The organism is Sulfitobacter sp. PS-8MA (genome assembly GCF_040933935.1).
Classification (GTDB): domain Bacteria; phylum Pseudomonadota; class Alphaproteobacteria; order Rhodobacterales; family Rhodobacteraceae; genus Sulfitobacter.
Window position 1 is genome coordinate 727,788 of sequence record NZ_JBFQYJ010000006.1, and the last position, 24,009, is coordinate 751,796.

General features: G+C 64.6%; 20 protein-coding genes. 14 read left to right on the plus strand and 6 right to left on the minus strand.

Annotated elements, in window-relative coordinates:
• The first annotated feature begins 234 nt into the window (after nucleotides 1-234).
• The 3 genes from AB4M76_RS07470 (at nucleotide 235) to AB4M76_RS07480 (ending at nucleotide 3,369) form a co-directional block, all read left to right on the plus strand.
• Nucleotides 235-1,251 (plus strand): C4-dicarboxylate TRAP transporter substrate-binding protein, encoded by a 1,017-nt coding sequence (locus tag AB4M76_RS07470; protein ID WP_368441161.1) that lies wholly within the window; start codon nucleotides 235-237, stop codon nucleotides 1,249-1,251.
• A gap of 88 nt (nucleotides 1,252-1,339) precedes the next feature.
• On the plus strand, nucleotides 1,340-1,969 hold the full coding sequence (locus tag AB4M76_RS07475; protein WP_368441162.1) for a TRAP transporter small permease subunit: 630 nt from the start codon (nucleotides 1,340-1,342) through the stop codon (nucleotides 1,967-1,969).
• On the plus strand, nucleotides 1,969-3,369 hold the full coding sequence (locus AB4M76_RS07480; protein ID WP_368441163.1) for a TRAP transporter large permease: 1,401 nt from the start codon (nucleotides 1,969-1,971) through the stop codon (nucleotides 3,367-3,369). The genes AB4M76_RS07475 and AB4M76_RS07480 overlap by 1 nt, the downstream gene beginning before the upstream one ends.
• Here AB4M76_RS07480 and AB4M76_RS07485 read toward each other — a convergent pair whose 3' ends face one another.
• From AB4M76_RS07485 to AB4M76_RS07495, 3 genes are all read right to left on the minus strand, one after another.
• Nucleotides 3,370-4,476 carry an AI-2E family transporter gene (locus tag AB4M76_RS07485; RefSeq protein ID WP_368441164.1) on the minus strand — a complete coding sequence of 369 codons (1,107 nt, stop codon included), beginning with the start codon at nucleotides 4,474-4,476 and terminating at the stop codon, nucleotides 3,370-3,372.
• Between the two features lie 90 nt (nucleotides 4,477-4,566).
• Complete coding sequence (locus AB4M76_RS07490; RefSeq protein ID WP_368441166.1) at nucleotides 4,567-7,182, minus strand: chromosome segregation protein SMC; 2,616 nt, start codon at nucleotides 7,180-7,182, stop codon at nucleotides 4,567-4,569.
• On the minus strand, nucleotides 7,179-8,309 hold the full coding sequence (locus AB4M76_RS07495; protein ID WP_368441167.1) for an exonuclease SbcCD subunit D: 1,131 nt from the start codon (nucleotides 8,307-8,309) through the stop codon (nucleotides 7,179-7,181). Before AB4M76_RS07495 ends, AB4M76_RS07490 begins: the two co-directional genes overlap by 4 nt.
• A 161-nt stretch (nucleotides 8,310-8,470) precedes the next feature.
• On the opposite strand from AB4M76_RS07495, the gene AB4M76_RS07500 reads away from it, so the two are divergent.
• The 8 genes from AB4M76_RS07500 (at nucleotide 8,471) to dusA (ending at nucleotide 19,239) form a co-directional block, all read left to right on the plus strand.
• Nucleotides 8,471-9,274 carry an SDR family oxidoreductase gene (locus AB4M76_RS07500; protein ID WP_368441168.1) on the plus strand — a complete coding sequence of 268 codons (804 nt, stop codon included), beginning with the start codon at nucleotides 8,471-8,473 and terminating at the stop codon, nucleotides 9,272-9,274.
• Nucleotides 9,274-11,124 (plus strand): glycoside hydrolase family 15 protein, encoded by a 1,851-nt coding sequence (locus tag AB4M76_RS07505; RefSeq protein WP_368441169.1) that lies wholly within the window; start codon nucleotides 9,274-9,276, stop codon nucleotides 11,122-11,124. Before AB4M76_RS07500 ends, AB4M76_RS07505 begins: the two co-directional genes overlap by 1 nt.
• Before the next feature lie 180 nt (nucleotides 11,125-11,304).
• Entirely contained in the window at nucleotides 11,305-14,163 is a 2,859-nt protein-coding gene (locus tag AB4M76_RS07510; protein WP_368441170.1) for a response regulator, read from the plus strand.
• Nucleotides 14,164-14,356: 193 nt separating this feature from the next.
• Nucleotides 14,357-15,271 carry an ABC transporter substrate-binding protein gene (locus AB4M76_RS07515; RefSeq protein ID WP_368441171.1) on the plus strand — a complete coding sequence of 305 codons (915 nt, stop codon included), beginning with the start codon at nucleotides 14,357-14,359 and terminating at the stop codon, nucleotides 15,269-15,271.
• Between the two features lie 11 nt (nucleotides 15,272-15,282).
• On the plus strand, nucleotides 15,283-16,452 hold the full coding sequence (locus AB4M76_RS07520) for an ABC transporter permease (protein ID WP_368441172.1): 1,170 nt from the start codon (nucleotides 15,283-15,285) through the stop codon (nucleotides 16,450-16,452).
• Nucleotides 16,449-17,384: an ABC transporter ATP-binding protein gene (locus tag AB4M76_RS07525; RefSeq protein WP_368441173.1), complete on the plus strand. Its 936-nt coding sequence runs from the start codon at nucleotides 16,449-16,451 to the stop codon at nucleotides 17,382-17,384. Before AB4M76_RS07520 ends, AB4M76_RS07525 begins: the two co-directional genes overlap by 4 nt.
• Nucleotides 17,381-18,115: an ABC transporter permease gene (locus AB4M76_RS07530; protein ID WP_368441174.1), complete on the plus strand. Its 735-nt coding sequence runs from the start codon at nucleotides 17,381-17,383 to the stop codon at nucleotides 18,113-18,115. Before AB4M76_RS07525 ends, AB4M76_RS07530 begins: the two co-directional genes overlap by 4 nt.
• Nucleotides 18,116-18,207: 92 nt before the next feature.
• Complete coding sequence (gene dusA, locus AB4M76_RS07535; protein ID WP_368441175.1) at nucleotides 18,208-19,239, plus strand: tRNA dihydrouridine(20/20a) synthase DusA; 1,032 nt, start codon at nucleotides 18,208-18,210, stop codon at nucleotides 19,237-19,239.
• Between the two features lie 449 nt (nucleotides 19,240-19,688).
• Here the strand turns inward: dusA and AB4M76_RS07540 are convergent, their stop codons facing one another.
• The 3 genes from AB4M76_RS07540 to ccmI are packed head-to-tail and all read right to left on the minus strand — an operon-like array spanning nucleotide 19,689 to nucleotide 21,636.
• Nucleotides 19,689-19,928: a DUF1289 domain-containing protein gene (locus AB4M76_RS07540; protein WP_368441177.1), complete on the minus strand. Its 240-nt coding sequence runs from the start codon at nucleotides 19,926-19,928 to the stop codon at nucleotides 19,689-19,691.
• Entirely contained in the window at nucleotides 19,925-20,410 is a 486-nt protein-coding gene (gene ruvX, locus AB4M76_RS07545; protein ID WP_368441178.1) for a Holliday junction resolvase RuvX, read from the minus strand. The genes AB4M76_RS07540 and ruvX overlap by 4 nt, the downstream gene beginning before the upstream one ends.
• Nucleotides 20,407-21,636 (minus strand): c-type cytochrome biogenesis protein CcmI, encoded by a 1,230-nt coding sequence (gene ccmI, locus AB4M76_RS07550; protein ID WP_368441179.1) that lies wholly within the window; start codon nucleotides 21,634-21,636, stop codon nucleotides 20,407-20,409. Before ccmI ends, ruvX begins: the two co-directional genes overlap by 4 nt.
• A 196-nt stretch (nucleotides 21,637-21,832) precedes the next feature.
• Here ccmI and AB4M76_RS07555 point away from each other — a divergent pair, with 196 nt between their 5' ends.
• From AB4M76_RS07555 to AB4M76_RS07565, 3 genes are all read left to right on the plus strand, one after another.
• Nucleotides 21,833-23,077: a sarcosine oxidase subunit beta family protein gene (locus tag AB4M76_RS07555; protein ID WP_368441181.1), complete on the plus strand. Its 1,245-nt coding sequence runs from the start codon at nucleotides 21,833-21,835 to the stop codon at nucleotides 23,075-23,077.
• Nucleotides 23,078-23,180: 103 nt separating this feature from the next.
• Complete coding sequence (locus tag AB4M76_RS07560; protein WP_368441182.1) at nucleotides 23,181-23,537, plus strand: hypothetical protein; 357 nt, start codon at nucleotides 23,181-23,183, stop codon at nucleotides 23,535-23,537.
• A gap of 111 nt (nucleotides 23,538-23,648) precedes the next feature.
• Nucleotides 23,649-23,984, plus strand: coding sequence for a sarcosine oxidase subunit delta (locus AB4M76_RS07565; protein ID WP_368441183.1), 336 nt, complete (start codon nucleotides 23,649-23,651; stop codon nucleotides 23,982-23,984).
• Nucleotides 23,985-24,009 lie beyond the last annotated feature (25 nt).

A 24,009-nucleotide genomic window follows, 5' to 3' on the forward strand; every position in this document is an offset into this window, starting at 1 on the left:
CGGAATACAAGGGCTTGTCTGTAAAGGTTTTTCCCGAAAGCCGTAAAACCTGTCAATTTTCCCAGGCAGGCCAGATGTTTTCCCCCGCTTTTCAGGCGCTTGGCGGTGAAAGATCGGCGCTGTTGCTTGCAGGCGATGGATTTGCGCGGCATCACAGGGTTGGCAGGTCGCGCCCCGCGCGGTAGCCTGTTTGCCAATCCGCCCGCAAAGGGGCGGGACATATGGGAGAGAACGATGAATAAACTGCTGAGCGGTGCCGCCGCCTGTGCGCTAAGTGTTGCCTTTGTCGGCGAAGCTGCCGCGACCGAATGGAACGCCTCTGTCTGGGGCAAGCGCCGCGCCTTCACCGAACATATTGAGAAGATTGCCGAACTGGTCTCTGAGAAGACCGATGGCGAATTTACCATCAACGTGAGCTATGGCGGCCTGTCGAAGAACCGCGAGAACCTCGACGGCATCTCCATCGGCGCTTTCGAGATGGCCCAGTTCTGCGCCGGCTACCACCCGGACAAGAACCGCGCGATCACCGTGCTGGAACTGCCCTTCCTCGGGGTCAGCAACCTTGAAGAAGAAGTCGCGGTGTCCAAGGCGGTCTATGACCACCCCGCCGTGGCCGAAGAGATGGCGCAGTGGAACGCCAAGATGCTGATGACCTCGCCGATGCCGCAGTACAACCTTGTCGGCACCGGCGAGCCGCGCACCACGCTGGAAGACTTCGACGGGATGCGGGTGCGTGCCACCGGCGGTCTTGGCAAAGCCTTCGAGGCGGTGGGCGCCGTGCCGACCTCTGTCACCGCGACGGAAGCCTATAACGCGATGGAATCAGGTGTCGTCGACACCGTGGCCTTTGCCCAGCACGCGCATCTGAGCTTTGGCACGATCAACAAGGCCGATTGGTGGACCGCGAACCTCAACCCCGGCACGGTGAACTGCCCGGTGGTGGTCAATATCGACGCCTATGAGGCGCTGAGCGACGCAGAGCGCGAAGCGCTGGACAGTTCGGTGGATGAGGCGCTGGATCACTATCTGGCCAATTACGCCGAGCTGCTCAAGAAATGGGATTCCATCCTTGAGGAAAAAGGCGTCGAGAAGGTCGAATACAGCGACGACGTGATCGCGAAGTTCAAAGAGCAGGCCGCCGATCCGGCGCGCGAAGCCTGGATCAAAGAGATGGAAGCGCAGGGCGTTCCGGGTCAGGAGCTCTATGACCTCGTGATGGAAACGCTTGAAAAAGAACGCGCGTCCAATTAATCGACGCGCGCTCAGAGCGATTTGGGGCCGTGCGACATCTCGCGCGGCCCTTGCGCACTCTGCAGATATTCATTGAAAGGGATCGCCCATGGCTGGTTCATCTGCCGTGCTGGAAGACAGCAGTCTTCTCAGCCGTCTCGACCGGGGATTGCTCAAGCTCGAAACCATCTTTGCCCTGATCTCGGGCATTGCCGTTTTCATGCTGATGGTGCTGGCCGTCTGGTCCGTGGGGGGGCGCAAGTTCTTCTCCACGCCGCTGGCGGGCTATGTCGATTGGATCGAGGCCGCGATGCCCTTTATCGCGATCATGGGCATCGCCTATACCCAGCGGATGGGCGGCCATGTGCGTATGGACATCGTCATCGGGCAGCTCAAGGGCCGCGCGCTTTGGGCGGCGGAACTGCTCTCGGTGGTGCTGATCCTTTTGCTGATGCTGGCGCTCACCTGGGGCGCCTGGGCGCATTTCGACCGCAGCTTTGACATGACCAAACCGCTCTGGAGCCGCGACAGTTCGATCGACATCGGCCTGCCGATCTGGCCCAGCAAACTGGTGGTGCCGCTGGCCTTTGCCGTGATCTGCCTGCGGCTGGTGCTGCAAATCTGGGGCTATGGGCGCGCCTTGGTGCTGGGGCTGGAGCGCCCCGTCGCCGTGCCGCTGGTGCAATCCGCGGCGGAACAAGCAATGGCCGAGGCCGAACATCTGGATGGACGTGACTGATGGATCCTATTGAAATCGGCCTTTGGGTCTCGGGCGGCATGATGGTGATGGTGGTGCTGGGCATGCGGGTGGCCTTTGCCGCCGCCATGGCCGGCCTCGTGGGCCTGATCTGGATATTCTGGGCCAAGAAGGACATGGAATGGGACCAGTTGGGCTGGGCGCTGACCGTGGCGATCAAGACCGCCGGGCAGGTGCCGCATTCCAAAGTGTCGAGCCAGACGCTCTCACTGATCCCGACCTTCATCCTGATCGGTTTTCTGGCCTATTACGCGGGGCTGACCAAGGCGCTCTTCGAGGCCGCCAAACGCTGGATCGCCTGGGTGCCGGGCGGGCTCGCGGTCTCGACCGTCTTTGCCACCGCAGGCTTCGCGGCGGTCTCGGGCGCGTCGGTGGCGACGGCGGCGGTCTTTGCGCGTATCTCGATCCCCGAAATGCTCAAGATCGGCTATAACAAGCAATTCGCGGCCGGGGTCGTGGCCGCAGGCGGCACGCTGGCCTCGCTGATCCCGCCCTCTGCGATCCTCGTGATCTATGCGATCATCGTGGAGCAGGACGTGGGCAAGCTGCTGCTTGCGGGCTTCATCCCCGGGGCCTTTTCCGCCATTGTCTATGCGGTGCTGATCGTCAGCATTGCGGTGATCTGGAAAAACGTCGGCCCGCCGGTGGGCGGTTTCACATGGCGCGAACGCTTTGCCTCGCTGCCCGCCGCGCTGCCGATCGTGGCGGTGGTCGTGATCATCATCTTCTTTGTCTACAACCCCTTTGGCGATGCCTGGGGCACCCCGACAGAGGGCGGCGCGGTGGGGGCGTTTATCGTCTTCTGCATGGCGGTCTTTCGCGGCATGCGCCTCACGGAGTTGAAGGACGCATTGTTGGAGACCGCCAAGCTCACCGTGATGATCTTCACCATCATCTGGGGCGTGTTGATCTATGTGCGCTTTCTCGGCTTTGCCGATCTCCCGGGAGCCTTTGCAGACTGGATTTCCTCGCTCGAAACCTCGCCCATGCTGATCCTGATCTGCATCCTCTTGGCCTATGCGGTGCTGGGGATGTTCATGGATGCCATCGGCATGCTGCTCTTGACCCTGCCGGTGGTCTATCCGGCGGTCATGGCGCTGAACGGGGGCGAGATGGTCTCGGCCGCCGACAGTGCCTTTGGCATGTCGGGTCCGATGGCCGCGATCTGGTTCGGGATTCTGGTGGTGAAGATGGCGGAGTTCTGTCTGATCACCCCGCCCATCGGCCTCAACTGCTTTGTGGTGGCAGGCGTGCGCCCGGATCTCAGCGTGCAGGATGTGTTCCGTGGCGTGATGCCCTTCTTTGTAGCCGATGCGGTGACCATTGGTCTGCTGGTGGCCTTTCCGCAGATCGTGCTCTGGCTGCCCTCGCTGGCGGGTTGATCAGCCGATGCCCGACTTCTCCGCGGGGGTTTCCTCCGTCGCGGGGAGGTTCTCATCCGGCTCGGATTTATCGAGGAAATTGCCGATCACATTGAGCGCGGTGACATTCTCGCAGATCACCTTGAAGACCACGAGGAAGGGGACCGCGACCAGCGCGCCGGCAATGCCCCAGAGCCAGCCCCAAAAGACCACGGTGAGAAACACCGCCACCGTGTTCAACTCCAACCGCCGCCCGACGAGATAGGGGGTGATGAACTGCCCCTCCAACCCGGTGAGAATCTGGTAACCGAGCGGCGCGAGGATCGCATAGCCCACGCTGTCGAAGGTCGCGATGGCATAGGCGCCCACCAGCACCGCGCCGATCACCCCGCCGATATAGGGCAGGAAATTCAGCAGGAAGGCCGCCAGCCCCCAGACGTAGGGCACGGGCAGCCCGAGCGCGAAGAGGTAGAGCCCGACCGAGACGCCGAGGCCCGCGTTGATGATCGTGATGGTCAGCAGATAGCGCGACACGCGGCGCTCCACGTCATAAACGGCTTTCAATGCGCGTTTCTTGCCGGTGAAGGTCTGGAAGGATTGAACGAGCTTGAGGTAAAACAGATCCCCCGAGGCCAGCAGGAACAGGGCGAGCACCAGCGCCACCGCGATGGTGCCGCCGATCCTAGCCCCGGTGTTCATCGCATTGTCGAGCAGCCCGGGCTGTTTCACCACCACTTCCTCGGCTTTGCCGCCGTTTTCCTCGGTGATCTTCTCCACCTCTTCGGTGGCCGAGCGCACATCTTCGACCGTTTGCGCCCAGCCTTGCAACTTGCGCCTAATCTCATCCCCCATGCGCGGGATATCATCGGCCCAGGTCGCCATGGTCCCCGCCGAAAGCCCGATCAGAATGAAGATCAACAGCCCCGCCGCCCCGATCAGCAACACCGCGCCGAGGGGCGGGGCGATGCCGAGCCTTTCCAAGGCGCGGATCAGCGGGCTGAGGGTCAGGGCAAGGAGAAACCCCAGAAGGATCGGCAGCAGCAGGTCTTTGGCAAAATAGGCGGTGACAAAAAGCGCGATGAGAACCAGCACTTCCAAAAGCCGTCTGATCGCGGTGATGTCACTCAATGTCCGTCCCCCCTTGCGCCGCGTTCTTGGGCTGGCGCCTGTCTTGCGAGCCTAACGCCCAACGGGGGTAAAAGTTCATTCAGACACGGATTATGCGGCACCGCTGGCAGCGGCACAGGGCTGCAGCCGCAGCGCCTGCCCGCCAAGGGCGCGAAACGCCCGCTGGCGGCAGGTCAGCACGATGATCTGGATGTCGCTGGCCTGGCGGTGCAGCGCGTCGAACATCCGCTCGATGCGGTCGTCATCGGTAAAGACCAGCGCGTCATCAAGGATCACCGGCGCGAGACGCCCCGCCCGCGCCAGCATCTTGGCAAAGGCCAGACGCACCATCAGCGCCACCTGTTCCTGCGTCCCGCCCGAGAGGATATCGATCGGTTCTTCCCGGCCATCGCGCACCAAGGCATGGGGCAGCAGCGATTCCTCGCCCCATGTCAGTTCCGCATCGGGCCAGAGCAGATGCAGCAGCGGTTTCAATTCGGTGACAATCGGCGCGAAATAGCGGTCTCTTGCCTCGTTCCGTGCGGTCTGCAGGCTGGCTTCGAGCCGGATCAAAACCGCGACCTCATGGGCGATCCGCGCCAGATTGGCTTCCGCCGCTTGCAGTGCTTGGGTGGTTTCGGCCAACCGCTCTTCGACCGCATCGCCCGAGGCGCGGCTGATCCGTTCATTCAACCGCGCCAGCAGGGGGCGCAGATGGGCAATTTCATCGCGCGCCTGCGTCTCGACCGATGTGGCGCGGTCCAGCGCGGCTTTGAGGCTCGCCAAATCCGGTGCCGCCTCGGCTTTTTCCGCATGTGCCGCCTGGGCTTCGGCATGGGCCGCAGCGGTGCTTTCGACCTGCGCCTGCAGGGTGGCTTCGGAAAGATCACCGAGTTTCGCGCGCTGCGCCTCGGCGCGGGTCAGACGGTCTTGCAGGGAGGTGAGCAAGGTCTCGGCCCGGGCGGCTTCGGTGCGGCGCTCGGCGAGCTGCTCTGCGGCCTTCGTGCGGGCGCTGTTGCAGGCGTCCTGCGTCTCCTGCGCGTTCTGCAAGGCGGTTTCGGCGGCGGTAAGGTCCGGCGCGTCGCTGTCACCGTCCGGGGCGGGGATTTCGGCGAGGGCGGCGCGCAGCGGGCCGATCCCATCAGGTGCGAGGCTGTCGAGCACGGCTTTCGCCTCGCCATGGCGGCGCTGCGCCGCGGTGCGGCTGGCGGCGGCATCGCGGGCGGCGGCGAGGGTTTCGGCCCCCGCAGCCTCCAGCGCATTGCGCAGTTTGGCTCTTGCCGCTTCAACCGCCTGGCTGTTCTGACCGCCGGCGCCGGGGTGGATTTCCAGCCTGCCGATGCCGGCAATCTCCAAGCGGGTCGTCTGCCGCAGGGGCAGGGGGGTGCCCTCGGTCAGGGGGCCGTCGGGCCCGGCAATCGCCGCGGCGCTGCCGGGGGCGTAATGGGCGGTGACCTGCGTGGCGCTGGCATCGCGGGCGGCGCGGCTGGCGGCTTCCTCGGCGACCAAGGTCTCGATCCGTTGCAGTGCCGCGCTGTCGGGGCCAAGGCGCGCGGCGGCCTCGGCGGCTTCCATCTGGCTGCGGGCGGTTTCGGCCTGTGCAATGCGGGTCTCCAGCGCCGCGCGACGTTCGGCCCCGTCTTGCGCGGCGCGGGCGCGCAGGCCGCGGCGGTGCTGTTCTTGCGCCGCCTTTAAAGCCGCACTGGCAGCCTGCAAATCGGCCTCGACCGCCGCCATCGCCCCGCGCTGCTGCGCAAGACGGTCCCGCGCGGTTTCGGCGGCGCCTGTGGCCTCTTGCACCTCTCTCTGCGCGGCCTTCTCTTCGCTTTGCAAGCTGCGCAGGTTGTCCAGACGCGCGGCGGCGCTTTCGGCGTTCACCCGGGCCAGTTCTGCGGCGCGGGCCAGGGTCTCGACTTCTTCGGCATGGCGCGCGGCGGCGGCATGGGCTTCGCGGGCGGCCTCCAGTCGGGCACGGCGGTCCTCCACCGCATCTGCGGCTTCAAGATCGCGCAGCGCCCGGCGGCTGCGGTGACGCTCGGCCAAGGCCTGTTGGAGTTCCTGCACCGTGGCCGCCAGCGCATCGCGGCGCTCGGTCAGCACCGCCACCCGGTCCTGCGCCTCTTTCCACGGCCCCCCGCTGCGCGGCCGCCCGGTGCTGGTGGCATATTGCCCAAGCTCTTCGCGGCAGCGCGCCAGCGCCTTATCCATGCGCCGCCCGCCGGTCATGGCCTCAACCTCGGCCCCGACCGAGGTCATCAGATCGCGCCGGGCTTCCAAGGCCAGTTTCTCTTCCTTATTCGAGCCCCCGGTCAGCGCGGTCATCCCCTGCCGGACCCAGATTAGACCCGAAGGGCCGCCCGCGTCGCCGCCCATAAGCTGCGCGATCCATGCTTCGGCTTCATCCGCCTGTGCGATCAGCGTGGCGTCGCGGTGAACCGTGGCCTGCGGCTTTTGAAACCAGCGTTTCGACAGGGTGAAACGGCCCGCTTCGGTCTCGACCTCGACGGTGACTTCGGGGGCGCCGCCGGCATGGGGGCGCAGGGCCGAGACGTCTTTGTCGCGCGATCCATAGGGCTTGAAGAACAGCGCCTGAATCGCATCGAACAGCGTCGACTTGCCGCGCTCATTGGGCTCGCAGAGCACGTTGATGCCGTCGCTGATCCCGGTGACCTCGGCAGGGTCAATAAAGCGGCGCACGTTGTTAAGGGTGATGCTGCGGATTTTCATGTGCTGGCCTCCCGCACATAGGCGTGCAACCGGGCCAGCGCATCGGCCGCCACATCGCGTTCGGCTTGGGAAAGCGTTTCGGATTCCGCCTCGCCCATCAGCGTCTCTGCCGCCAGCCGCAGCGCGCCGCCCCGGTCGATCTCATCCAGATCGGCGCTGTCATATTGGGTGCCGAGACCCTCTGTCACCAGATCGAAATGCGCGAAATCAGGCGCGCAAAGCGCGGCGGCCTGGCTCAGGTCGGCCCGGTCCGGCAGGCTGGCCCAGCCCTTTACCAAGACCCGCAACAGATGATCGCGCCGCCCCTGTTCGGGCAAGACCGCGGCCAGAGCGGCAGAGGCGTCCTGTCGAGGGTGCAGGGTCAGCGCAACCTCGGACCAGAGAAAACTGCCAATCTCGATCTCTTCGATCCGGGGCGCGGTGCCCGGTGTGTCGAGGGTCACCAGCAGGCAGACTCCGCGCCGGCCATGTTTCAAACGGTCCTGTTCGGGGCTACCGCAGTATTGCACGCGCTCCGACACGGCCATGCGCCCGTGCCAATCGCCGAGGGCCAGATAGTCCAGCCGCGCGCTGCGGTCCCGGTCGGGCGCGATGGCATCGCCGCTTTCGGTGAAATCGGTGACAGCGCCATGGGCAAGGCCAATGCGCAGACTGCCCTCCGGGCTTTCCATCCGGTCAAGCGGCGCCGTCGGATCGCTGGCCCCGGCACGAAAGGCCACCGGGCAGGGCAGCAGGGTCGCGCCGGGGGCAAGCGCGAGCGGGGCCGCTTCGGTCAGGGCGCGGACGTTGTCGGGCGCATCGCGGCCGATCACCTCCCACAGCGGTTCGGCATCGCGCAGATTGTCGTGGTTGCCGGGCAGGAGCCACCATGTCACCTGCGGCGTCTCGCCCATGGCCATCAGCGCCTGCCGGACCACGCTGGGCGAGGGGGTGGCAGTGTCGAATGTATCGCCCGCAAGCAGCACATGGCCCGCCCCCTGCGCCTGTGCCGCCTGACCCAATTTCACAATCGCCGCATGGCGCGCCTCCATCAGACGGCCCCTTATATTGCCGTCAGGCGGCTGCGGGATATTGGCGAATTTGCGGCCGATATGCAGGTCAGAGGCGTGAATGAAACGAAAACCCATGCGGATGTCCTGAAATGGCGAGAGGGCAAGAATGGCCGAAGCGGGAAAGGCTGCGCCCATTCATGGCAAACTGGGCGGGAAGTTCAAGCATAGGTGATACTCCCGCGCCGGAACCCGAGGTCAGGCCGGGGGTTGGTGTGTCATACTAGACGGAGGATATCATGCCGCGAGACCTTGAAGGCGCACGCGCCATTGTGACGGGGGCAAGCTCTGGCATCGGCGCGGGGATTGCGCGGGCCTTTGGCGAAGCGGGGGCGTCTGTCATCGTGAACTACCATTCGGATGAGGCGGCCGCGGCACAGGTCGTAGACGACATTCGCGCGGCAGGCGGGCAGGGGGAAGCGGTCAAGGCGGATGTCTCGCAGGCGGAAGACTGCGCCCGCCTCTTCGCGGCGGCAGAGACGCATTTTGGCGGGGTCGATATCCTGGTGTCGAATGCGGGCATCCAGAAAGACGCCGCTTTCACCGAGTTGAGCCTTGAGGATTGGCGAGCGGTCCTCGACCTGAACCTGACCGGGCAGTTCCTCTGTGCGCAGGAGGCGGTGCGCCGGTTTCGCGCGCAGGGCCATGATGCAGACCGTGGCCCGGCGATGGGCAAGATCATTCTGATGAGCTCCGTCCATCAGGCGATCCCCTGGGCAGGTCATGTCAACTACGCCAGCGCCAAGGGTGGGGTGAAGGCGCTGATGGAATCCTTGGCGCAGGAGGTCGCAGGCGAGAAGATCCGCGTGAACGCCATCGCCCCCGGGGCGATCAAGACAGACATCAATCGCGAGGCCTGGGAGGATGAAGCGGCGCGCAAAGAGATGCTGAAGCTGATCCCCTATGGCCGCATCGGAGAGCCTGAAGACATTGCCCGCGCGGCGGTCTGGTTGGCCTCTGACGCATCGGATTACGTGGTGGGCACGACCCTCTTCGTGGACGGGGGCATGACGCTTTACCCGTCCTTTCGCGAGGGCGGCTGATGGCTGCGCGCACCGACGGCTACCTTCCCCTGCGCGACTATGCCCTGCTTGGCGATTGCCACGGCGCGGCGCTGGTTGGGGTGGACGGCAGTGTCGATTGGTTCTGCTCGGGCCGGTTTGATGCACAGCCTGTCTGCTGGTCCCTGCTCGACGCGCACAGGGGCGCAAGGTTTTGCATTGCGCCCTGCGGCGCGTTTGACAGCAAGCGCGCCTATCTGCCGCTCACCAATGTGCTGTCGACCAGCTTTCACCATGCTGAGGGGGTTCTGACCGTTACCGATTTTCTGCCCGTGCAAAGCGCGGACGACGCGGCGCAGCCCAGCGTCGATCTGGACGCGCCCGGCTGGCTGGTGCGGGTGGTCGAGGCCCGTGACGGGGACTGCGAGATTGCGCTGGCCTATCACCCGGGCGACGGTGTGTTTGACCCCGATATAGAACATACGCCCGATATGCGCCTGTTCCAGCAAGGTGGCGCGCCGGTTGAGCAATTGGAGACGACGCTCACGCTCAAGGCCGGGGAGCGCCGCGTCTTTGTGCTGGCCCCTTATGAAGACGCGGATCAGGCGCCGGCAGAGCAGGGGGCGGCGCTTTTAGAAGAAACCACAGCGTTCTGGCGGGAATGGTCCGAAGCCTCGCGCTACCGTGGCCCCTATCGCGAGGCCGTGGCGCGCAGTGCTTTGGCGCTCAAGGCGCTGACCTATGCGCCGACCGGGGCGATCGTGGCCGCGCCCACAACATCGCTGCCTGAAAACATCGGCGGCGAGCGGAATTGGGATTACCGCTACAGCTGGCTGCGGGATTCGTCCTTTGTGCTGCAAGCCTTGGGGGGGCTCGGCTATGACGCCGAAGCGGGGCGGTATTGCGAATATCTCGGCAGCACCTGTGTCAATGATCTGCGTATTCTGTACGGCATCGCATCCGAGAGCATCATCGAAGAACGCGAGCTGCCCCATCTGGAGGGCTACCGCGGCTCCAGACCCGTGCGCGTCGGCAATGCGGCATCGGATCAGCTTCAGCTTGATATCTACGGAGAGGTTGCAGATTGGGCTTTGGCCTATCGGGCCTTGGGCGGGCCGATTGACGACGCCCTGCAGGCCATGCTGGAAGAGATCGCGGATCAGGCGATGTGCCTTTGGACCGAGCCGGATCAGGGCATCTGGGAAATGCGCGGCACCCCCCGCCATTTCGTACATGGCAAGGCGATGGCCTGGGTGGCGCTGGACCGCGCGATCCAGCTTTTGGGGCCACGAGACGAGTGGTGCGCTGCGCGCGATGATATTCTGGCGACCCTGCAGGATCATGCGGGGGATGACCAAGGCGGCGGCTTGCAACAGACGCTATCGGATGGCGGCATGGATGCGGCGTTGTTGCTCTTGCCGATGATTGATCTGCCGCTGTCTGATAGGGTCTTGGACCAAACTGTGCGCGGGGTGGAACGGGCATTGCGCGCTGGCGACTATGTCTTGCGCTACAGTCTTGAGAACACCGATGATGGGCTGCAAGGCAGCGAAGGCGCGTTTCTGATCTGCTCTTTCTGGTTGGTCGATGCGCTGCTTTGCATGCGCCGCGAGCAAGAGGCGCGGGACCTTTTCGCGCGGCTCTTGGCCCATGCCAATGATGTGGGGCTCTATGCCGAAGAGATTGATCCCCAAGACCAAGCCTTCTTGGGAAACTTCCCCCAAGCCTTTACCCATCTGGCGCTTATCAACTCGGCGATCAACCTCGAACTCTATGAGAAAGAAGGGCCGGGGGCTCTGCGTGGCACCCATGCCGACAGGGTGGAACGGGCGACCTCGCAGGCGCAATCTGGTGGCGAAAATGACCCGCAAAAGCAGGGCGAACAGCCATAAGGAGAAAAAAAGCCAATGATGAGTGGTGGAACTTGTACTTAGGTCTAGATCATGGGGGGACAAGCGCATGCCCTGCGGCATGCAGCAAGGATTGAGCCCAGTAGAAACATGACAAGGCTGCCCATGGATTTGCCGCCCTTGGCAGCGCTTCGGTCACCGTATTTCAGCAGAAACAAGACAATGATACAGAATTTCCAGAAAATCCTCGAAGCCGCGCCATCGCCTTTCATGCTGCTGGACCATGAGCTTCGGGTGGTCTGGGCCAATACGGCCTATCTTGAAGTCACGGATCGTGACGCGGATAAACTGTTTGGCCGCAATGTGATGGATGAATTCCCCTCCGACCCGGAGAGCGAATCCGGGCGGATGATCAGAGGGTCTTTCGAACGGGTCCTGCGCGACGGGGTCGCGGATCATCTGCCGATCATCCCCTATCCGATCACCGATGCGCAGGGGGAAATACGCGAGCGTTTCTGGAGCGCGACCCATACGCCGATCCTCGACAGTGAGGGCGAGGTCGAATTCATCCTGCAACATACACAGGACATTACCGAGGTCTACGACAGCAGGTCCGAAGACGGGCGGGCGGTGGGGCTGCATTCCGACATGCTGCGCCGCGCCCGCAAAGTCTCGCAGCAGAACTTTGAACAGGAAACGGCGATCCGCTTTTTCAAGCTGCTGTTTGAGCAAGCGCCGAACTTCATGGCCACATTGATCGGCTCGGACCATGTGTTTCGCACCGTCAACGATGCCTATTACCAAGTTGTCGGGCATCGCGATCTCATCGGTAAATCCGTGCGCGAGGCGATACCGGAGCTTGAAGGGCAGGGCTTTATCGAATTGCTCGACGATGTGTACCGCAGCGGCACCGCCGTGCGCCAGTCGGGGGCCGAGGTTATCTTGCAGCGCACCCCAGAGGGGCCACAGGAACGGGTCTATGTCGATTTTGTCTTTCAGCCGCTCACCAATGAAATCGGCGATATCATAGGGATCGTGGTTCAGGGCCATGATGTCACCGCCCAAAGGCTCGCCGAATCCAGTCTGCGCGAGGCCGAGGAACGGTTCCGCACCATGGCACATGTCATGCCCGTCCATGTCTGGACCGCGTTGCCCGATGGGCGGCTCGATTGGCTCAGCGATCAGACCTACAGCTATTCCGGGGTGGAAACCGGCACGCTTGAGGGCGACGGCTGGCCCGTTGTCATCCATCCCGAGGACCGCGACGCGGCGATCGAAACATGGAACTGCGCGATCCGGGCGCAGAGCAGATATGAGACCGAGTTCCGTATCCGCCGCGCCGATGGGGTCTACCGCTGGCATCTTGTGCGGGCCACGCCGATCCGGGACGAGCAGGGTACCCTGAGGCGCTGGGTGGGGACCAATTCCGACATCCACGATCAGAAAGCCATGTCGCAACAATTGGCTGATCTGAACACCACGCTGGAAGAGCGGGTCACCAAGCGCAACCGCGAGTTGGAAGAGCTGCACACAAGGCTTGCGCAGAGCCAGCGGGTCGAGGCGATTGGCAACCTTGCCGGGGGCATCGCGCATGATTTCAACAATCTTTTGCAGGTCATGACCGGCAGCCTGACCATGGCCGCGCGCGAGATGCCGGCGGAAAGCCCGGCGCGGGGGCGGATCGACGCGGCCATGCGCGCGGTGGAACGCGGCGCTTCGCTGTCGTCGCAGCTTCTCGCCTTCAGCCGCCGCCAACCTTTGCAACCCCGGCCTTTGGACCTGCGGGAATTGCTGGGTGACATTGACGACATGTTGCGCAGCGCGCTTGGCGAGGGCATCAACTTTGAGATCAAGACGCCCGACACGCTCTGGCCCGCCTTCGTGGATGCCGCCAGCACACAAAACGCGGTGCTGAATCTGGCCCTGAACGCCCGCGACGCGCTGGAAGACCGGGGCGCCCTGCGCATTGAGGTCGCCAACAGGGAATTCACCGCGAAAGACCTCGAAAACGAACCCGAAATGTCGCCCGGCAAATATGTCGAGATCAAAGTCATGGACAATGGCCCGGGCATTCCGCCCGAAACGCTGGAAAAAGTCTTCGACCCTTTCTTTACCACCAAACCCGTGGGCAAGGGCACCGGGCTGGGGCTCTCGACCGTCTACGGTTTTGCGCGCCAGTCCGGTGGCCGGGTGACCATCGACAGTGTGGTCGGCGCCGGCACCACGGTCAGCCTGCTGTTGCCCCGCGCACAGGACGCTGCCGAGCCGCTGCGCTGGCATGACAGTGACACCATCGAAGGCGGGACCGAGACCGTGCTCTTGGTCGAAGATGACGCCGAGGTGCGCGATGCCACTGCGGCCATGTTGAACGATCTGGGCTACCGGGTGCGCAGCGCGCAGGATCCGGCCGCGGCGCTGAGCCTTGCGCGGGCCGAGCCGGAATTCGATCTGGTGGTCTCTGACGTGGTGATGCCCGGCAAGATGACCAGCCGCGAATTGGCCGATATCCTGCAGGCGGAACAGCCGGGGCTGCCGTTTCTCTTCATCTCGGGCTATTCGCAGGATGCGATTGTGCGCGATGGGCGGGTCGATGCCGGGGTCAACCTGTTGACCAAACCCTTCACCCATGACGCTTTGGCGCTGCGGGTGCGCGAGACCCTCGATGCAAGTGGCAAATCCGCGGCGGCGGAGACTTCTGATCGCCCGCGCCGGATTTTGCTCTGCGAGGATGACGCCCTGATCCGGCTGGATATCGCGGATATCCTCGACAGTCTGGGGACCAATGTGACCGAGACCGGCAGCGGGCAGGAGGCGCTTCAGATGCTCAAGACCGGCGCATTCGATGCGCTGCTGATCGACGTGGGGCTGCCGGATATGTCGGGCGAGGAGGTCGCTGTCGCGGTGCGCGACAGCCTGCCGGATATCCCGATCATCTTCGCCACCGGCCAATCCGACGTTCCCGCGGCGCGTAAACTCGGCCATTGCGCGGTTGTGCATAAACCCTTCGGCGACCGTGATCTGGCGCGGGCGCTGGATGAGGTCGGGGTGCTGCCCAAGCCCAAGGCGCTGGCTTCGGTGTGATGCCCCCCTGCGCGGCCGAGCGGTTGCGCAGGGGTCATTGAGCGGCGGCCGCGGGGGCGGCAACCGGCCTTTCGCGAAAAAAATCCAAACCGGGGCGCAGCTTGACTTGGCTTTGGCCCATTGTCCGCTACCTTACTCCGCGGAAGGGGCGCTATGCCCTCGAAGCCTCGTATTTCAAGGAGTTTGCCCCGTTATGAAATCCCCTAAGTTTATTGCTGCAACCGCCCTCAGCCTTGGCGCGCTCTTCGCCTCTGCGGCACAGGCCGAGATTACCGTGTCCTCGAAGATCGACACCGAAGGGGGGCTTTTGGGCAATGTCATCGCCCTCGCGCTGGAAAATGCGGGGCTGCCGGTTGAACGGCGCCTGCAATTGGGCGGTACGCAGGTGGTGCGCGAAGCGCTCATGGCCGACCAGATCGACATCTACCCCGAATACACCGGCAACGCGGCGTTCTTCTTCAACGAAGCGGAGAGCGATGTTTGGAAAGATGCCAAAGCCGCCCACGCCCGCGCCGCGGAGTTGGACAAGGCCGAGAACAATGTGGTCTGGCTCGATTCCGCCCCGGCCAACAACACTTGGGCAATCGCTGTGACCGGCCCGCTGGCCGAAGAGAACGAGCTCGTCACCATGTCTGATTTCGGCGCTTGGGTGGCCGATGGGGGAGAGGTCAAACTCGCCGCCTCGACCGAGTTTGTCTCCTCTCCCGCGGTGCTGCCCGCGATGCAGGACACCTATGGTTTCACCCTGTCGGAAGACCAGACCGTGATCCTCTCGGGCGGGGACACGGCGGCGACCATTCAGGCGGCGGCGCGTGGCACCTCGGGGGTGAATGCGGCGATGGTCTATGGCACCGATGGCGGTGTCGGCGCGACCGGGCTGGTGGTGATGGAGGACGATAAGGGCGTGCAGCCGGTCTATGAGCCTGCGCCCATCGTTCGGGCCGAGGTGCTGGAAGAATACCCTGCGATTTCCGACGTGCTGAACCCGATCTTTGCGGGGCTCGATATGGCGACCCTGCAAAAGCTGAACGGGCGCATTCAGGTCGGCGGTGAACCTGCCGAGAAGGTCGCGCGGGATTACCTGACCGAGACCGGGGTTCTGGACTGATCGCCGCCTCTTTGACGAAAACGACCGGTGCGGCCTGGTCCGCGCCGGGGCTGCTCTTTGCGCTCGCCGGTCTGGCCGCGCTGCTGATGCCTTTCATGACGCTGGCGGCCAATCGGATCGTCGCGGGCGAGGGGGTCTTGCTGTGGAATATCGCCGGGGCGGGGGCGGTGACACCGGGGGTGATCGCCGTGCTCGCGGGTCTGGCGCTCGGACTGCTCCAGTACCCGGCGTCTTTGCGGTTTGCGGGGGCGGTGCTGGGCCTTGGTGGGGCGCTTTGGCTGTTGATGCAGGGCGCGTCGGATCTCTTGGCAGAGACGGGCGAATATGCCCGGGTCTCGCCCGCGATGGGCTTCTGGGTCTTGCTGGTGGTGCTGATGCTGCTCATGGCCGACGCGCTGACGGCCATGGCGCCAGGGCCTTTGACGCGCGGGGCCATCCTGATTGCTGTCCTGAGCGCTCTGGGGCTTATTCTATGGTCCGGCGCGCTGTCGAACCTCTCGGTCATGCAGGAATACGCCAGCCGCCAAGACGCTTTCGCGCGGGAGGCTCTGCGCCATCTTGGGCTGGCTTTCGGGTCGCTGGCAGCGGCGGTCGTGATCGGCTTTCCACTGGGCATTCTGGCGCACCGTAGCGCGGCGCTGCGCAGTGCGACCCTGCCGGTGCTGAGCTTTCTGCAGACCATTCCCTCGCTCGCCATGTTCGGCCTGATGATCCCGATCCTGAGCTGGGTCGGGGCCACGCTGCCGGGCGCGCGGGGTTTGGGCATTGCGGGGATCGGCTTTGCGCCCGCCTTTACCGCTTTGGTGCTTTATTCGCTCCTGCCGGTCGTGGGCAACACCGTGGCGGGGCTCGCTGCCGCGCCGCCCGCCGCCCTTGAGGCCGCGCGGGGCATGGGGATGACCCCCGGCCAGCGCTTGTTGCGGGTGGAACTGCCGCTGGGTCTGCCGATCATCCTGACGGGGCTGCGGATCGTGCTGGTGCAGAACATCGGCCTTGCCGTGATCGCGGGGCTTATCGGCGGCGGCGGCTTTGGCACTTTCGTTTTCCAAGGTCTCAATCAAACCGCGACGGACCTGATCCTGCTCGGCGCCCTGCCGACGGTGGTCATGGCGCTCTCCGCCGCAATCGTGATGGACATCCTCGTCGATCTGACCCGCCGCACGCCTAAGGAAACAGCATGATCGAGATCGACAAAATCACCAAATCCTATGCCGCGGTCAAAGCCGTTGATGCCGTGTCGATGACGGTGGAAACCGGGACCATCACGGTGATCGTCGGCACATCAGGCTCCGGCAAAACCACGCTGCTGCGGATGATCAACCGGCTGGAGGAGCCGACCTCGGGCGAGGTGCGGATCAATGGGGAATCCACGCTCTCGGTCAAGCCGCATATCCTGCGGCGGCGGATCGGCTATGCGATCCAAGGCCATGGGCTGTTTCCGCATTACACCGTGGCCCGCAATATCGCCGCCGTGCCACGGCTGCTGAAATGGCCGAAGGACAAAATCCGCGCCCGGGTGGATGAGTTGCTCGACCTGTTCTCGATGGAGCCGGCGCAATTTCGCAACCGCTATCCGGCGGAACTCTCGGGCGGGCAGCAGCAGCGGGTCGGGGTGGCGCGGGCGCTGGCCTCGCGGCCTGATCTGCTGTTGATGGACGAGCCTTTCGGTGCGCTCGACCCGATCATCCGAACCCGCGCGCAGGAGGATCTGCGCCATATCCAGCGGCGCTTGGGCTCGACGATCATGCTGGTCACCCATGACATGGAAGAGGCGATCCGGCTGGGCGACCGGGTGGCGGTGATGGATGGCGGCAAGCTGGTGCAATATGCGTCCCCGGCCGAGATCATTGCAAAGCCCGCGACGGACTTCGTGGCCGATATGGTCGGGGATGTCGAACGCCCGCTGCGCCTGCTGTCTCTGGTCCCACTGTCGGAAGTCGTCGAAGACGGCGCCGCGGAGGGGGAGGCCCTGTCTGCCGAGGCCAGTCTGCGCGATGCTTTGTCGGCCTGTCTCTGGACCGGCCGTGACGCCGTGCCGGTGCTGCGCGACGGGCAGGCGGTCGGGCGGGTCACGCTCAAGGCCATTCGCGAACGGGCGGAGATGCAAGCATGAGCCCGGGGGTGATCCTGCGCCCTTTGCTGGTGGTGCTGCTGCTGGCGCTGGTGCTGCGCCCGGAATGGTTCATCCCGGTTTTTGCGCCCCTCGCGCCCAGTGGCGGGCCGGTGATCTACAGCCGCAGCTCGCTCCTGTCCCTGTCGCTGAGCCATCTGGCGCTGGTCGCCGCAGCCTCTGCCGCGGCGACTTTGGTGGCCGTGACGCTGGCCATTCTGGTGACCCGGCCCGCGGGCGCGCCGTTCCGCCCGCTGTCTCGCACGATCACCAACATGGGGCAGACCTTTCCCCCGGTCGCGGTCTTGGCACTGGCGGTGCCGGCCCTGGGTTTTGGCGCGGGGCCGACGCTGGTGGCCCTGTTTCTCTATGGGCTTCTGCCGATATTCGAGAATGCCGTCACCGGGCTGACCACCCTGCCGCCGGCCACGATGGAAGCCGCGCGGGGGATCGGGCTGAGCCGCTGGCAGCGGCTTCTGAAGGTGGAGCTGCCCCTGGCCCTGCCGGTGACGCTGACCGGCATCCGGCTCTCGGTGGTGATCGCGCTTGGCACCGCGACGATCGGCTCGACCGTGGCCGCGCGGACCCTGGGCGAGGTGATCATCGCAGGGCTGCTGACCAGCAATACCGCCTTCGTTTTGCAAGGCGGTCTGGCGGTCGGGCTCTTTGCGGTGTTGATCTATGACGCGCTGGTCCAGCTGGAGCGCTATCTGACCCGCCGCATGGGCGGCTAGGGCGCGGTTTTCGCCAGTCGCCAGAACTTGAGTTGCATCACCCGGTCGATCAAAGGCAAAAGGGCGCGACATTTGCATCGGATCACTCTGCCATGACGCCAAAGACCTCACCCATAAGTTCTGCGGACCTTACCCGCGCCGCACGCCTTAGCGTCGCACCCATGATGGATTGGACCGACCGCCACTGCCGCTATCTGCACCGGCAGCTGAGCCGCGAGACCCTGCTTTATACCGAGATGGTTACCGCCCCCGCCTTGGTGCGTGGCGGTGCGTTGCATCTGCTGGATCACGACCCCTCTGAACACCCCGTTGCCCTGCAACTTGGCGGGTCTGATCCGGCGGAACTGGCGCAGGCGGCGCGGCTGGGGGCGCAGGCGGGCTATGATGAGATCAATCTCAATGTGGGCTGCCCGTCGGACCGGGTTCAATCCGGGGCCTTTGGGGCCATCTTGATGCAGCAGCCCGCTTTGGTGGCCGACTGCGTGGATGCGATGCGCGCGGCCTGTGATGTCGAGGTGACGGTCAAATGCCGCATTGGGGTGGACGATCAGGAGCCCGCGGAAATCCTGCCGGAATTCCTCGCCCGTATCGTCGCCGCAGGCTGCACGCGGGTGACGATTCACGCCCGCAAAGCCTGGCTTCAGGGGCTGAGCCCCAAGGAGAACCGCGACATTCCCCCGCTCGATTATGCTCTGGTGCATGAGATGAAGGGGCTTTTTCCGAACCTGCATATCTCGGTCAACGGCGGGATCACCTCGCTGGATCAGGCCGAAGCCTTTCTCGATGCCGGGCTCGATGGGGTCATGGTGGGCCGCAGCGCCTATCATGCGCCGAGTGATATCCTTTCCACGGCGGACCGGCGCATCTACGGGCGGGGCGCGGACAGCAGTGCCGAGGCGGCGGTGCAGGGGATGTTGCCCTATATCGAGGCGCATCTGCTGGCGGGCGGGCGCTTGGGCCAGATCACCCGGCATATGCTGGGGCTCTTTGCCGGGCGGCCCGGGGCGCGGCAGTGGCGGCGTGTCCTGTCCGAAGGGGCGCATAAGCCGGGGGCCGGGCCGGATCTGGTTCTGACCGCTTTGGCCGAGGTCGCCGCGGCGCAGGAGATGGCCGCGGCGGGCTAGGGCCGCGGGGCGGTCGGGGCCAATCGCGGGCCGTAACCGGCGGGCAAGGCATGGCAGACGGTCGGGGCGAAATCCGCGCAATTAAGACCAGATCTCGCAAAACTTCGGACAATGTTCATCAATTTGCCGCATTTCCGCCATATGCTCGGTGATAATCGGGCATGGACATGAGAATCGAGGGACAGAAGACATGGGTCAGAAACGGACCAAGGCGATTATTCTCAAGGGGCGGGGCGACAATCTGGCCTATTGGAAGCCCGAGCGGACCGGCCGACGGGCCTTTCGCTTTGACGGATGTTCACCCGAGAGACCTGCCTGTCCTTTGCCCGTGGAAACGTCTGTTCTGCCAATGAAAACCGCAGCCCGAGCCAGCGCTTCGGGCTTGCGTCCGAACCCTCGGCCCTGGTGATTCTGCAAGATATCCTGCACCGCCGGGGCGCCTGAACGCGCTAGCCGCTGCGCCGCGCCAGTTTCGCGGCGCGACCGCCGCGGCGTTTTTTCAGCAAAGCCTCCCGATTAGGCAGCGCCGCGACGATCGCGCGCCGCTCGGCGTCGGTCATGCGCGACCATGTGCTGATCTCATCCATGGAGCGCAGGCAGCCGGTGCAGATCCGCGCGTCAGGATGCACCACGCAGATATTGATGCAGGGGCTTTGCACCTCGTCGCGTTTCCAGATCTCGTCACTCATGGCGCGGCAGCACCCCGGCGCATGACCTGCATCCGGTCGAGCAGCCCTTGCAGGATATAGCCCGCCGCCACATGGTCGATCACCTCGGCCCGGCGCTTGCGGGTGGTGTCGGCCTCCAAGAGCGCGCGTTCGGCGGCCACGGTGGACAGGCGCTCATCCCAGAAGGTGATGGGCAGGGGCGTCAGCCGGTCAAAGTTGCGCGCGAAAGCCCGCGTCGACTGGCAGCGCGCGCCTTCGGAGCCGTCCATATTGCGCGGCAGCCCCAGCACCAGCCCGCCGATGCGCCGCGCCGCGATGATCTCGGCCAGACGCGCGGCATCGACGCCGAATTTCTTGCGGCGCAGGGTTTCCAGCGGGGTGGCGACAGATTGAAAACTGTCACTCACCGCCACGCCGATGGTCTTTTCGCCAAGGTCCAGCCCGATCAGCGCCTGCATCGGGGGCAGGGCGGCGATGAACTCGGCCGTATCGTCAAAGATCATCCCGCCACCCCCGCGCGTTCGCCCGCGGCCCGGATCATGTCGAGCGCCGCATTGTCGCCGGTAAAGACCTCCAGCGCGTTTTCATAGACCGCCCGGGCCTGATCGGTATCGCCCAAGACGCCCAGCGAGGTGATCAGCCGCGCCCAATCCTGCGGCGGGCCGCCCTCATTGGCGAGCCGGTCGGAGAGGCCGGCAACCATGCCGCCGATCATCTCCATCCGGTCATCCGCCGTCATCTCCGAGGCCGCTTCGATGTCATCCGCACTCGGCCCGCGCGCCGGCGCGCCGCTGCCGATCTGCGGGATGTCATAGGACACCCCCGCGAGCGCCGCGACCTGCGGGATCTGGGCGCGAATGGGCTCGATCCAAGGCGCATCCTCCGGCCCCCGGCGCAGCAGCGCATCCCAAAGGCGGAACCCCACATCGGGCCGCCCGGTCTGCACCATCATCAGCCCGAGGTAATAGCGCGCCCGGCCATTGTCCTCTTCACGGTTCAACACTTCGCGCAGGGCGGTTTCGGCCTCGGGCGAGACATAGCCCCCCGCCGCCAGCACCAGCAGTTCGGCATAGTCGGCGATGTCCTTGGCGGTCCGCGCGGCCCCTTTCAGACGCAGCACATTGCCCTGTGCCTCGGCGGCGGCGGCAAAATTGCCAATCCGCGCCTCGTTCTGGGCCAGCAAGACCTGCCCCTGCACATCATTGGGCCGTTCCTTGACCGTGGCACGGAGCTGTTGGATCAGCTTGAGGTAATCGGGGCTCAGCCCCTCGGTCGTGGGGCTGGCGGGCAGGCTCGCCACGGCGCTGGCCTGATCGGGGCGGTTGCGGCGCATGTCTTCGGCAAAGGCGATGCGGTCGGCCAGCGCCAGATCGCCATAGCCCGGCTGGCCAAGTTGCCAGTAAAGCCCAAAGGCGCCGCCACCCAGCAGCAGCACCCCAAGCGCCAGAACCCAAGCGGCGGGGCGTTGGCCGCCGCCCGCCGCCTTGTCCTGTGCTGCGTCAGCGGCCAGGATACGGCGCGAGATTTCGGTGCGAATGCGCTGCGCGTCGGCCTCGGGCACCACGCCACGGGCGACGTCGCGCTCCACCTCGGCCAATTGGTCGCGGTAGACCTTGAGGTCGTAATCCGCCTGAGCGGGCAGGGGCGTTTCGGCCCCCCGCCATGCGGCCCGCGCCAGCAGACCGCCCACGAGTAGCGCCATTGCGCCGGAGATAATCCAGAATGTCATGTCCCCTACCTAACCTTTGCCCGACGCCGACAAAAGACCGCAAATGCCTCTGCCCCTGCGGCATATTTAACCAATCACCCCCGATGTCGCAAAACTGCGCGCAAATGCCGTGGTGGCCATTTCGATAATTCGCTCCTAGGCTCAGAACTGAGCCGAGCCGCCAGGGCGGTGCGAATCTTTGCCGGGAAGGTACGTGATGAAGAAATACTCCGTTTTCGCCGTGGCCCGAGAGGCGATGCGCCACCACAGCGGCTGGCCGCGGGCATGGCGGGATGCGCAGCCCAAGAAACGCTATGACGTGATCATCGTGGGCGCGGGCGGGCATGGGCTGGCGACGGCCTATTACCTTGGCAAGAATTTCGGCATCACCAATGTCGCGGTGCTGGAAAAGGGCTGGCTGGGCGGTGGCAACACCGGGCGGAACACGACGATCATCCGGTCCAATTACCTGCAAGACGCTTCGGCGGCGATCTACGAAAAATCCCGCAGTCTTTACGAGACGATGAGCCAGGATCTGAACTATAACGTGATGTTCAGCCCCCGCGGTGTCATCATGCTGGCCCAGACCGAACATGAGGTGCGCGGCTATAAACGCACCGCCCATGCCAATGCGTTGCAAGGGGTGCAGACCGAATTCATCGGGCCGGATCGGGTGAAACAACTGGTGCCGATCATCAACCTCGACGGGCCGCGCTACCCGGTGCTGGGCGGGCTTTGGCAGGCCCGCGGCGGCACGGCGCGGCATGATGCGGTGGCCTGGGGCTATGCCCGGGCCTGTTCGGACATGGGCATGGACATTATCCAGAAATGCGAAGTCACCGGGGTGCGCCAGACCGGCGGCAAGGTCACGGGCGTCAGCACCACGCGGGGCGATATCGACTGTGACAAGCTGGGGCTGGTGGTGGCGGGCCATTCGGGGCAACTGGCCGAGATGGCGGGCTTTCGCCTGCCGATTGAAAGCGTCGCCCTGCAAGCGCTGGTCAGCGAGCCCATCAAACCCTGTATGGATGTGGTCGTCATGGCCAATACGGTACATGGCTATATGAGCCAGTCCGACAAGGGCGAGATGGTCATCGGCGGCGGCACCGACGGCTATAACAACTACACCCAACGCGGCAGTTTTCATCATATCGAGGAAACCGTGCGGGCGCTGGTGGAAACCTTCCCGATGATCTCGCGGCTGAAAATGCTGCGGCAATGGGGCGGCATCGTGGATGTGACGGGCGACCGCTCGCCGATCCTCAGCAAGACCCCGGTCGAGGGGGTCTTTATCAACGCGGGCTGGGGCACCGGCGGGTTCAAGGCGATCCCCGGGTCGGGCTGGGGTTTTGCCGAATTGATGGCCAAGGGGCAGTCGCCGCTGACCCAGGCTTTCGGGCTTGAGCGTTTCGCCGAAGGCCGTTTCATCGACGAATCCGTGGCCGCCGGGGTGGCTCATTGATGTTGCGCCTGCGCCACAATCCGCCGCTCTGCGATAAGGGGGGGAACGCGATCGTTCCGAGCGCAGTTTCCTGTTCAGATGGTGCAATGAGTGGAGCTGAACAATGGCAACCCCTGATCCCAACACCACCGACCGTACCAATCCCACCACCGACCGAACCCATCACACCAACACGACCACAACCACCACAACAGACTCCGGGCGCAGCAACAGCGGCTTGGCCTTTATCGTGGGGGCCGTTGTCGTGGTGGTCGCGCTGCTGGCCTATTTCCTCTTTGCTGGCGCGGATGTGGACGGCACGAACGATGTTAACGTCAATGTCGAAGGCGCAGGCGAAAGCGCTGGTGAAGCCCTTGAAGATACCGGCGCGGCCATTGAAGGCGCTGCCGAAGACACAGTCGAGCCCATCGAAGAAGGCGCTGTCGCACCCGTCGAAGAAGGTGCTGTCGCGACTGATTGATACCGCTTTGGCCGCCTCCTTTGCGGGGCCGCCTGATGTAAAGGGACGCCGTTCTGCGCCTTCGGGTCAGGGCGGCGTTTCCCTGTCCGCCCCCCGCATAGGAGCCTGCCCATGCTGATCCTGACCTGTCCCTGCTGCCATGTCACCGCCGAAGAGACCGAGTTTCACGCCGGCGGCGAGGCGCATCTGAAGCGCATCGGGCCGGAGGGGTCCGAGGGGGATTTTGAGAGCTATCTTTTCATGCGGCAGAACCCGAAAGGCGTGCATCTGGAGCGGTGGCGCCATGTCTATGGCTGCGGCAAATGGTTTCATCTGGCGCGCAACACCGCAACGCTTGAAGTTTTTGGGGCCTATAGCGCGCAGACCACCGCGCCGCCCGATCACATCCGCGCTGCGATCAAGGACCGGCATCCGGATTGGCGCTGGCATGGGGAGGCGGATCAATGAGCTTGCCGCCCCCTTCGAAGCCCTT

Coding starts and splice junctions, on each gene's coding strand:
- ccmI (WP_368441179.1), bottom strand. CDS start 21,636: ATGACATTCTGGATTATCTCCGGCGCAATGGCGCTACTCGTGGGCGGT.
- AB4M76_RS07495 (WP_368441167.1), bottom strand. CDS start 8,309: ATGGGTTTTCGTTTCATTCACGCCTCTGACCTGCATATCGGCCGCAAA.
- AB4M76_RS07525 (WP_368441173.1), top strand. CDS start 16,449: ATGATCGAGATCGACAAAATCACCAAATCCTATGCCGCGGTCAAAGCC.
- AB4M76_RS07530 (WP_368441174.1), top strand. CDS start 17,381: ATGAGCCCGGGGGTGATCCTGCGCCCTTTGCTGGTGGTGCTGCTGCTG.
- AB4M76_RS07505 (WP_368441169.1), top strand. CDS start 9,274: ATGGCTGCGCGCACCGACGGCTACCTTCCCCTGCGCGACTATGCCCTG.
- AB4M76_RS07480 (WP_368441163.1), top strand. CDS start 1,969: ATGGATCCTATTGAAATCGGCCTTTGGGTCTCGGGCGGCATGATGGTG.
- dusA (WP_368441175.1), top strand. CDS start 18,208: ATGACGCCAAAGACCTCACCCATAAGTTCTGCGGACCTTACCCGCGCC.
- AB4M76_RS07540 (WP_368441177.1), bottom strand. CDS start 19,928: ATGAGTGACGAGATCTGGAAACGCGACGAGGTGCAAAGCCCCTGCATC.
- AB4M76_RS07510 (WP_368441170.1), top strand. CDS start 11,305: ATGATACAGAATTTCCAGAAAATCCTCGAAGCCGCGCCATCGCCTTTC.
- AB4M76_RS07490 (WP_368441166.1), bottom strand. CDS start 7,182: ATGAAAATCCGCAGCATCACCCTTAACAACGTGCGCCGCTTTATTGAC.
- AB4M76_RS07500 (WP_368441168.1), top strand. CDS start 8,471: ATGCCGCGAGACCTTGAAGGCGCACGCGCCATTGTGACGGGGGCAAGC.
- AB4M76_RS07470 (WP_368441161.1), top strand. CDS start 235: ATGAATAAACTGCTGAGCGGTGCCGCCGCCTGTGCGCTAAGTGTTGCC.
- AB4M76_RS07560 (WP_368441182.1), top strand. CDS start 23,181: ATGGCAACCCCTGATCCCAACACCACCGACCGTACCAATCCCACCACC.
- AB4M76_RS07565 (WP_368441183.1), top strand. CDS start 23,649: ATGCTGATCCTGACCTGTCCCTGCTGCCATGTCACCGCCGAAGAGACC.
- AB4M76_RS07515 (WP_368441171.1), top strand. CDS start 14,357: ATGAAATCCCCTAAGTTTATTGCTGCAACCGCCCTCAGCCTTGGCGCG.
- ruvX (WP_368441178.1), bottom strand. CDS start 20,410: ATGATCTTTGACGATACGGCCGAGTTCATCGCCGCCCTGCCCCCGATG.
- AB4M76_RS07555 (WP_368441181.1), top strand. CDS start 21,833: ATGAAGAAATACTCCGTTTTCGCCGTGGCCCGAGAGGCGATGCGCCAC.
- AB4M76_RS07475 (WP_368441162.1), top strand. CDS start 1,340: ATGGCTGGTTCATCTGCCGTGCTGGAAGACAGCAGTCTTCTCAGCCGT.